At 64.2% G+C, this 9432-nt stretch carries 8 protein-coding genes; all 8 read right to left on the minus strand.

The window, feature by feature from the left end; all coding sequences use genetic code 11:
• A partial coding sequence (gene nuoN, locus HP547_RS22310; protein WP_172287445.1) for an NADH-quinone oxidoreductase subunit NuoN occupies positions 1 to 1320 on the minus strand: 1320 nt, incomplete at its 3' end.
• 7 nt (positions 1321 to 1327) lie between these two features.
• Positions 1328 to 2860 (minus strand): NADH-quinone oxidoreductase subunit M, encoded by a 1533-nt coding sequence (nuoM, locus tag HP547_RS22315; protein ID WP_172221317.1) that lies wholly within the window; start codon positions 2858 to 2860, stop codon positions 1328 to 1330.
• Between the two features lie 43 nt (positions 2861 to 2903).
• Positions 2904 to 4757: an NADH-quinone oxidoreductase subunit L gene (gene nuoL / locus HP547_RS22320; RefSeq protein ID WP_172221314.1), complete on the minus strand. Its 1854-nt coding sequence runs from the start codon at positions 4755 to 4757 to the stop codon at positions 2904 to 2906.
• Positions 4754 to 5062 (minus strand): NADH-quinone oxidoreductase subunit NuoK, encoded by a 309-nt coding sequence (gene nuoK, locus HP547_RS22325; RefSeq protein ID WP_003251446.1) that lies wholly within the window; start codon positions 5060 to 5062, stop codon positions 4754 to 4756. The genes nuoL and nuoK overlap by 4 nt, the downstream gene beginning before the upstream one ends.
• A 3-nt stretch (positions 5063 to 5065) precedes the next feature.
• Positions 5066 to 5566 carry an NADH-quinone oxidoreductase subunit J gene (gene nuoJ / locus HP547_RS22330; protein WP_172221311.1) on the minus strand — a complete coding sequence of 167 codons (501 nt, stop codon included), beginning with the start codon at positions 5564 to 5566 and terminating at the stop codon, positions 5066 to 5068.
• Positions 5567 to 5576: 10 nt separating this feature from the next.
• Entirely contained in the window at positions 5577 to 6125 is a 549-nt protein-coding gene (gene nuoI, locus HP547_RS22335) for an NADH-quinone oxidoreductase subunit NuoI (protein WP_172221308.1), read from the minus strand.
• 11 nt (positions 6126 to 6136) lie between these two features.
• The gene (gene nuoH, locus HP547_RS22340; protein WP_172221305.1) at positions 6137 to 7144 is read right to left on the minus strand and encodes an NADH-quinone oxidoreductase subunit NuoH; all 1008 of its coding nucleotides are present in this window, start codon (positions 7142 to 7144) and stop codon (positions 6137 to 6139) included.
• Positions 7141 to 9432 (minus strand): molybdopterin-dependent oxidoreductase (locus tag HP547_RS22345; protein ID WP_172287446.1); only part of this gene is annotated, 2292 nt, incomplete at its 5' end. The genes HP547_RS22345 and nuoH, both read right to left, overlap by 4 nt.

Consider the following 9432-nt stretch of genomic DNA (forward strand, 5'->3'; position numbering starts at 1 on the left):
GTTCGGCTCGACCAGGTACAAGGTGACCATGACACGCAGGTAGTAGTACACGCCAATGGCGCTACCGATCACCAGGGCACCGACCAGCCACCACAGGTGCGACTCGACGCCGGTGGCGATGATGTAGAACTTGCCGATGAAGCCGGCGGTCAGCGGGATACCCGCCAGCGACAGCATCATCACGGTCAGTACCGCGGTCAGGTACGGGCGGCGCCAGAACAGGCCGCGGTACTCGTACAGTGCATCGGCGTCACGGCCGCCATAAGGCGAGGACATCAGGGTGATGACACCGAAGGCGCCCAGGCTGGTGATCACGTAGGTGACCAGGTATACGCCCATGGCTTCCAGTGCCAGGCCCTTGCTGGCGACCAGGGCAATGACCAGGTAGCCGAAGTGGGCGATGGACGAGTAACCCAGCAGGCGCTTGAGGTTGCTCTGGGTCAGCGCCAGCAGGTTGCCGATCAGGATCGAGGCCACGGCGATCACCGCCAGCACGGTGCTCAGCGCGCCGCTGCTGGCAGCAGGGGAGAGCATGAACAGGCGCACGACCACGGCAAATACCGCGACCTTGCTGGCGGTGGCCAGGAACGCGGCGACCGGCGCCGGGGCGCCTTCGTACACGTCCGGGGTCCACAGGTGGAAGGGTACCAGCGACAGCTTGAAGGCCAGGCCGACCAGCATCATGCCCAGGCCCAGCTGGGCCACCAGGCTTGGCATGCTGGTGGTAGCCAGGGCCTTGCCGATCTGGTCGAAGCTCAGGCTGCCGGCGTCGGCGTACAGCAGCGCCATGCCGAACAGCAGGAAGGCCGAGCCCGCAGCCGACAGCACCATGTACTTGATGCCGGCTTCCAGTGATCGCTTGTTGAAGAAGGCATACGCCACCAGGCCGTAGACCGGTACCGACAGCAGCTCCAGGCCGATGAACAGGCCGGCCAGGTGGTTGGCGCTGACCAGCACCAGGCCACCGAGGGCCGACATCAGCAGCAGCAGGTACAGTTCTTCACGGTTGCCCGGGAAGCCTTTGGAGCCTTCGCCGAGGTAGGCGTGGGCAAGGGTGACGCAGGCCAGCGTCGCCACTAGGATGATCGCCATGTACAGGCAGGCGAACTTGTCGATGGTGATCAGCGGGGTGACCGCCAGCGGCGCGACTTTCAGCGCCGGCAAGATCGACAGCAGGGCCAGGTTGAGGCCCACGGTGGACAGCAGGAAGGTCTGCGAGTGGTTGCGCTTCCAGGCGATCGCCAGCATCACCACCACGGTGGTGATGGTGGTAATCAGCATCGGCGCCAATGCGATGAAGTGTTGAGTGGTGAATTCCATAGCGCTCTTACCGGGCCGAAGCGAGTTGAGTGAAAGCGGAACCGAGCCACTGCTGCACACCACTCATGGTGGCGGCAGAGGTGTCGAGGAACGGCTGCGGATACACGCCCAGCAGAATCAGCAGCCCCGCCAGGCCCAGCACCATGATCATCTCGCGGCCGTCCATGCCGGCCAGCACGGTGTCGCTCTTGGCTGGGCCGAAGTAGGCGCGGTGGATCATGATCAGCGAGTACACCGAGCCGAAGACCAGGCCGGTGGTGGCGATCACGGTGATCCAGGGCACGTGGGCGAAGCTGCCGATCAGGATCAGGAACTCGCCAACGAAGTTGCCGGTGCCTGGCAGGCCCAGCGATGCGGCGGCGAAGAACAGGCTGATAGCCGGCAGGTACGCGATGCGGTGCCACAGGCCACCCATCTGACGCATGTCACGTGTGTGCAGGCGCTCGTACAACTGGCCGGACAGGATGAACAGCGCGGCTGCCGACAGGCCGTGGGCCAGCATCTGGATCACCGCGCCTTGCAGGGCCTGCTGGCTGCCGGAGTAGATGCCGATCAGCACGAAGCCCATGTGCGAGACGCTGGAGAAGGCGATCAGGCGCTTGATGTCGGTTTGCGCGAAGGCCAGGAAAGCACCGTAGAAGATACCGATCAGGCCCAGGGTCATGGCGATGGGCGCAAACTCTGCCGAGGCATTCGGGAACAGCGGCAGGGCGAAGCGCAGCAGGCCGTAGGCTGCGGTCTTCAGCAAGATGCCCGCCAGGTCCACGGAGCCTGCAGTCGGTGCCTGGGCGTGAGCGTCAGGCAGCCAGGAGTGGAATGGCACCACCGGCAGTTTCACCGCAAAGGCGATGAAGAAGCCCAGCATCAGCACGTACTCGACGCCAGCCGGCAGTTCGGCCTTGAGCAAGTCGCTGTAGTTGAAGGTGAGCACCCCGGTGGTGTTGTAGTTCACCAGCACCAGGCCAAGGATCGCCACCAGCATGATCAGGCCGCTGGCCTGGGTGAAGATGAAGAACTTGGTCGCCGCGTAGATCCGGGTCTTCTTGCCGTCTGCCGAGCTGTGACCCCAGAGCGCGATGAGGAAGTACATCGGCACCAGCATCATTTCCCAGAAGAAGAAGAACAGGAACAGGTCCAGCGCCAGGAACACACCGACCACGCCGCCCAGGATCCACATCAGGTTGAGGTGGAAGAAGCCGACGTGGCGCTGGATTTCTTTCCAGGAGCACAGTACCGACAGCACACCGAGCAGGCCGGTGAGCAGGATCATCAGCAGCGACAGGCCGTCGAGGGCCAGGTGGATGCTGATGCCGAAGCGCTTGATCCACTCGACTTTGTATTCGAGTGCCCAGTGCGGTTCGGCGCCCGGTGCCGGGGCCAGGGTGTAGTCGCCGTGGGCCCACAGCCACAGGCCGATACCCAGCAGCAGAGACATGGTCAGCAGTGCGATCCAGCGCGGCAGGGTGGCGCCGAAGCGCTCACCCAGCCAGCACAGAAGGCCGCCGATGAAAGGAATCAGGATCAGCCAAGGCAAAATCATGACGGGTTGGTTTCCTTTGGCAAAGTCGCAAGGTTCTTCATAGTCATACCGCAGCCACTACCACAGCGCCCAGCACCAGTACGGCGCCGACGGCGATCGAGGCGGTGTACCAGCGCAGCTGGCCGGTCTCGGTCTTGCTCATGGCAACGTTGCCGCCGCGAGCCATGCGAGGGATCAGGCCGATGCTGCGGTCCACCGGGTCCTTGCGCAGGATGTGGCAGATCAGCAGGTAAGGTTTGACGAACAGCTTGTCGTAGATCCAGTCGAAGCCCCAGGCAGCGAACCACCAGGCCGACAGGACCCGGCCGATGCTGCTGTTGGCCACTGCGCTGACGAAGCTGCGCTTGCCCAGGAACAGCAGGGCCGAGAGCAGGATGCCGGCGATGGCGATGGCACCCGAGGTGATCTCCAGCGCGTGCTTGGCTTCGCCACCGGCGTGGCCGGCGCTTTGTGGCAGCACACCTGCCAGCGGCGGGGTGATCCAGGCGCCGACGAAGGTCGACAGCACGATCAGCACGCCCAGCGGCAGCCAGTGGCTGATGCCGTGGCCGGCGTGGGCTTCGGTCTTGGCTTCGCCGTGGAAGGCGATGAAGATCAGGCGGAAGGTGTACAGCGAGGTCATGAACGCGCCCACCAGGCCGGCGTACAGCAGGCCGGTATTGCCGCTGGCGAAGGCTTCCCAGAGGATCTCGTCCTTGGAGTAGAAGCCCACGGTCACGATCGGCAGGGCCGCCAGGGCAGCACCACCGACCACGAAGCTGGCGTAGGCCAGCGGCAGTTTCTTCCACAGGCCGCCCATCTTGAAGATGTTCTGCTCGTGGTGGCAGGCAACGATCACCGCACCGGAAGCAAGGAACAGCAGGGCCTTGAAGAAGGCGTGGGTCATCAGGTGGAAGATTGCCGCGTCCCAGGCACCAACGCCCAGGGCCAGGAACATGTAGCCGATCTGGCTCATGGTCGAGTAGGCCAGGATACGCTTGATGTCGGTTTGCACCAGCGCGGCGAAGCCGGCCAGTACCAGCGTCACGCCACCCACCACGCCAACCAGGTGCAGGATGTCCGGCGCCAGCAGGAACAGGCCGTTGGTACGGGCGATCAGGTACACGCCCGCGGTCACCATGGTTGCAGCGTGGATCAGTGCCGAAACCGGCGTCGGGCCAGCCATTGCGTCGGCAAGCCAGGTCTGCAGTGGCAGCTGGGCCGATTTACCGACCGCACCACCCAGCAGCATCAGGGTTGCCAGCACCATCCAGGTGTCGCCCGCCTGGAACTTCTGCGGTGCCAGCACCAGCAGTTCCTGCACGTTCAGGGTACCCAGCTGGGCGAACAGGATGAACAGGCCGATGGCCATGAACACGTCGCCGATTCGGGTGACGATGAACGCCTTGAGTGCCGCGTTACCGTTGTTGCGGTTGCTGTAATAGAAGCCGATCAACAGGTACGAGCACAGGCCCACGCCTTCCCAGCCAAAGTAGATGAACAGCAGGTTATCGCCCAGGATCAGGAACAGCATGCTGGCGATGAACAGGTTGGTGTACGAGAAGAAGCGCGAGTAGCCGGCTTCGCCACGCATGTACCAGGACGCGAACAGGTGGATCAGGAAGCCGACGCCGGTGACCACGCCGAGCATGGTGACCGACAGGCCATCCACGTACAGGGTGAAGTTTGGCGCAAAGCCATCCACCGACATCCACTGCCACAGCAGCTGGCTGTACGCGCCGCCTTCAGGCGGGGCGACGTTGAACTGCCAGATGACGTAGGCGGCCACGGCGGCCGACAGGCCCACCGAGCCGACGCCGATCAGGGCGGACAGGTTCTCCGAGAACCGCCCGCGCGAGAACGACAGCAGCAGGAAGCCGATCAGGGGGAAGACGAAAGTCAGGAAGATAAGGTTCATCCGCGCATCTCACTGGCAGCATCGATGTCGAGAGTGTGGAAGCGGCGATACAGCTGCAGCAGGATGGCCAGGCCGATACTGGCCTCGGCGGCCGCCAGGCTGATCACCAGAATGAACATCACCTGGCCGTCGGGCTGCACCCAACGGGCACCGGCGACGACGAACGCCAGGGCAGAAGCGTTCATCATGACTTCCAGGCTCATGAGCACGAAGAGGATGTTGCGGCGGACCATCAGGCCAACCAGACCTAAGCAGAACAGGATGCCGGCGACCGCCAGACCATGCTCGAGAGGGATAGCACCCATGATTTACTCCTTCGCCTCGTTTCGGCCCAGGTGGAAGGCGGTGACAGCCGCGGCCAGCAGCAGCATCGACGCCAGTTCGACCACCAGCAGGTACGGGCCGAACAGGCTGATGCCCACTTCTTTCGGGCCCACGGTGGTCCCGCTGATGCCGGCGCCACTCGGGGTGACGAACAGCACGTACAGCAGCTCCAGCAGCAGCAGGGCGCCGAGAATGACCGGCCCTGCCCAGATGCCGGGCTTGAGCCAGCCGCGTTCCTGGGCGACCGAGGCCGGCCCCAGGTTGAGCATCATCACCACGAACACGAACAGCACCATGATGGCGCCGGCGTAGGCGATCACTTCCAGGGCGCCCGCGAACGGCGCACCGAGGGAGAAGAAGATCATCGCCACGGAAATCAGCGAAATGATCAGGTAGAGCAGGGCGTGCACAGGGTTGGTGCCGGTAACCACCCGAAGGGTGGAGACCACGGCGATCCCGGATGCGAAGTAGAAAGCGAATTCCATCTTTCTGTCCTTATGGGAGCAAGCTCTTCACGTTGATCGGCTCGGCTTCGTTCTGCGCAGAGCCTTTCGGCTTGCCAGCGATCGCCATACCCGCAACACGGTAGAAGTTGTAGTCAGGGTTCTTGCCGGGGCCGGAGATCAGCAGATCTTCTTTCTCGTACACCAGGTCCTGACGCTTGAACTCGGCCATTTCGAAATCCGGAGTCAGCTGGATCGCGGTGGTCGGGCACGCCTCCTCGCACAGGCCGCAGAAAATGCAGCGCGAGAAGTTGATGCGGAAGAACTCCGGGTACCAGCGTCCGTCGTCGGTCTCGGCCTTCTGCAGCGAGATGCAGCCAACCGGGCAGGCCACCGCGCAGAGGTTGCACGCCACGCAGCGTTCCTCGCCGTCGGGGTCGCGAGTGAGGACGATGCGGCCGCGGTAGCGCGGCGGCAGGTACACGGGTTCTTCGGGGTACTGCAGGGTGTCGCGCTTGCGGAACCCGTGGGAGAACACCATTGCCAGGCTGCGCAGCTGGGTGCCGGTGCCCTTAACGATGTCGCCGATATACTTGAACATGGGTCAAATCCTCACTGGGCCGCGACGGCTGGCGTGTTGTAGAGCACGATCGCAGCGGTCACCAGCAAATTGATCAGGGTCAGCGGCAGGCAGAACTTCCAGCTGAAGTCCATCACCTGGTCATAGCGTGGGCGCGGGATCGAGGCGCGCAGCAGGATGAACAGCATGATGAAGAACGCGGTCTTCAGGGCAAACCACAGGAACGGCAGTTGCGGCAGGATGCCGAACGGGCCGTGCCAGCCGCCGAAGAACAGGGTTACCAGCAGCGCCGAGATGAGGATGATGCCGATGTACTCACCGACGAAGAACATGCCCCATTTCATGCCGGCATACTCGATGTGGTAGCCGTCAGCCAGTTCCTGTTCCGCTTCCGGCTGGTCGAACGGGTGACGGTGGGTCACGGCGACGCCAGCGATGAAGAAGGTGCAGAAGCCGAAGAACTGCGGAATGATGAACCACAGGTTCTGGGCCTGGTATTCAACGATGTCGCGCATGTTGAACGAACCCACCTGCACCACCACGCCCATCAGCGCCAGGCCCAGGAACACCTCGTACGACACGGTCTGTGCCGAAGCACGCAAGCTGCCCAGCAGGGCGTACTTGTTGTTCGACGACCAGCCGGCAAAGAGCACTGCATAAACAGAAAGCCCGGCCATGGCGAAGAAGAACAGCAGGCCGATGTTCAGGTCGGCGACGCCCCAGCCCGGTGTGATCGGGATGATCGAGAAGCCGATCAGCAGCGCGCTCATGGCCACGACCGGGGCCAGGGTGAAGATCATGCGGTCGACGAAGGGCGGGTTCCAGTCCTCCTTGAAGAACATCTTCAGCATGTCGGCAGCGATCTGGAACATGCCGAACGGGCCGACACGGTTCGGACCGTAGCGGTCCTGCCACCAGCCCAGCAGGCGACGTTCGACAAAGCTCAGCAGCGCGCCGCAGACCACTACGGCCAGCAGCACCACGATGGCCTTGACGACCTGAATGATCACATCGATCACTTCGGGGGTGAACCAGCTCATTGTGCTGCCTCCTGCAGGCCTTCGATGGATGCACCGAAGATGGCAGGCGGGATACCGGCCAGGCCTTTCGGCAACGCGACCAGGCCTGCGCCCAGCTCTTCATTGATGCGCAGCGGCAGGCGCAGGGCCACACCGGCCACGGTCAGGCTCAGCAGCGCACCTTCGTTGACGCCCAGGCGATCGGCTTCGGACTTGGCCAGGGCCACGTAGGCAGCCGGGATGCGCTGTTGCACCGGAGCGGCGCGCGAGGAGCTTTCTTCGCTGCCGAACAGGTGGAAGAACGGCACGGCAGTCCAGGTACCACGGGCCGGGTTGAATGCGCCCGGAATGGCGTTGAACCAGTTCAGGCGGTCGCCTTGCGACTCGATCAGGCGTACGCCCGGGTCACCGGCACGCAGGTGACCACCGACCTCGTCCTGGAACTTGTTCCAGGCTTGCGGCGAGTTCCAGCCCGGCGACCAGGCGAACGGCACTTGCTGGCGCGGTTCGGCCGAACCCGAGTAGCCTTCCATGGAGAAGGCGAACGCGGTGTCCTTGTCTTGCGGGGTGCGTGGCTCATGCACACTGATGTTGGCACGCATGGCGGTACGGCCGGAGTAGCGCAGCGGCTCACGCGCCAGTTTCATGCCCTTGATGCGGAACGCGGCGCTTGGCGCGGCGTTGACGATGCCGGCCAATTGCGGGGCGGCTTCGGCACAGGCGCTGGTGACGTGGTCGAGCTGGGTCCAGTCGACCGGCTTGTTCAGCAGGGTGGCACGCAGGGCGTGCATCCAGCGCCAGCCTTCGTGGACCAGGATGCTGCTGTCCAGGTACTGCGGGTCGAACACCTGGAAGAAGCGCTGGGCACGGCCTTCCTGGCTGACCAGGGTACCGTCGCCTTCGGCGAACGAGGCGGCTGGCAGCACCAGGTGGGCACGGTCGACCGTCGGGGTTTTCGAGTGGTCGGCGACGATCACCACCTTGGCCGCAGCCAGGGCTGCATCGACCTTGGCCGCCGGCAGGCGGGCGTACAGGTCGTTTTCCAGCACGACGATGGCATCGGCCTTGCCGCTGATGACTGCGTCCAGCGCGGCATCGACGGACTCGCCACCGAGCATGGCCAGGCCGATACTGTTGGCTTCAGGTACCACCAGGCTCAGCGAGCCGTTCTTCTCGCGCAGTTTCAGGGCCTTGGCGATGTTGGCGGCGGCTTCGATCAGTGCCGGGTCGGCCAGCGAGGTACCGGCAACCACCAGTGGGCGCTTGGCTGCGACCAGGGCGTCGGCGATGCGCTGGGCCAGGGCCTTGGCTTCGTCGTCAAGGCCGGCTACTGCTGGTGCGCTCGGGTCGATGGCGTGGGCCACCGCGAAACCGATGCGCGCCAGGTCGGCAGGGGCGGCGTGCACACATTCTTCGGCGACGTCGTCCAGCTTGGTTTCAGCCAGCGAGGCGATGAACAGCGGGTACAGCGCGTGCTGGCCGATGTTCTTCACCGCGGCGTCGAGCCATGGCTGCACTTTCATTGCTTCGGCCATAGCCTCGGCCTTGCCTTTGGTGGCTTGGCGCACGGCCAGGGCGACGCGGGCAGCGGTCTGGGTCAGGTCTTCACCAAGCACGAACACGGCGTCGTGGTCTTCGATGTCGCGCAGGGTCGGCACCGGCAGCGGGCTGTTGTTCAGCACGGTCAGGGCCAGGCGCACGCGGGCCAGTTCGCCGGCTTCCATGCCCGAGTAGAAATACTCGGCGCCGACCAGCTCACGCAGGCCGTAGTTGCTTTCGAGGCTGGCGCGTGGCGAGCCGATACCGACGATGGTACGGCCACGCAGCAAGTCGGCGGCCTTGTCCAGAGCGGCGTCCAGGCTCAGCTTGGTGCCGTCTGCCAGGCGTGGCTGGCGTGGGCGATCGGTGCGGTTGACGTAGCCGTAACCGAAGCGGCCACGGTCGCACAGGAAGTACTGGTTGACCGAGCCGTTGAAGCGGTTCTCGATCCGGCGCAGTTCGCCGTAGCGCTCGCCCGGGCTGATGTTGCAGCCGCTGGAGCAGCCGTGGCAGATGCTTGGGGCGAACTGCATGTCCCACTTGCGGTTGTAGCGCTCGGAGTGGGTCTTGTCGGTGAACACGCCGGTCGGGCAGACCTCGGTCAGGTTGCCGGAGAACTCGCTTTCCAGCACGCCGTCTTCGACGCGGCCGAAGTACACGTTGTCGTGGGCGCCGTAGACGCCCAGGTCGGTACCACCGGCGTAGTCCTTGTAGTAGCGCACGCAGCGGTAGCAGGCGATACAGCGGTTCATCTCATGGGCGATGAACGG

Origin of the sequence: Pseudomonas sp. CM27 (genome assembly GCF_013179515.1) — a bacterium.
Lineage (GTDB): Bacteria > Pseudomonadota > Gammaproteobacteria > Pseudomonadales > Pseudomonadaceae > Aquipseudomonas.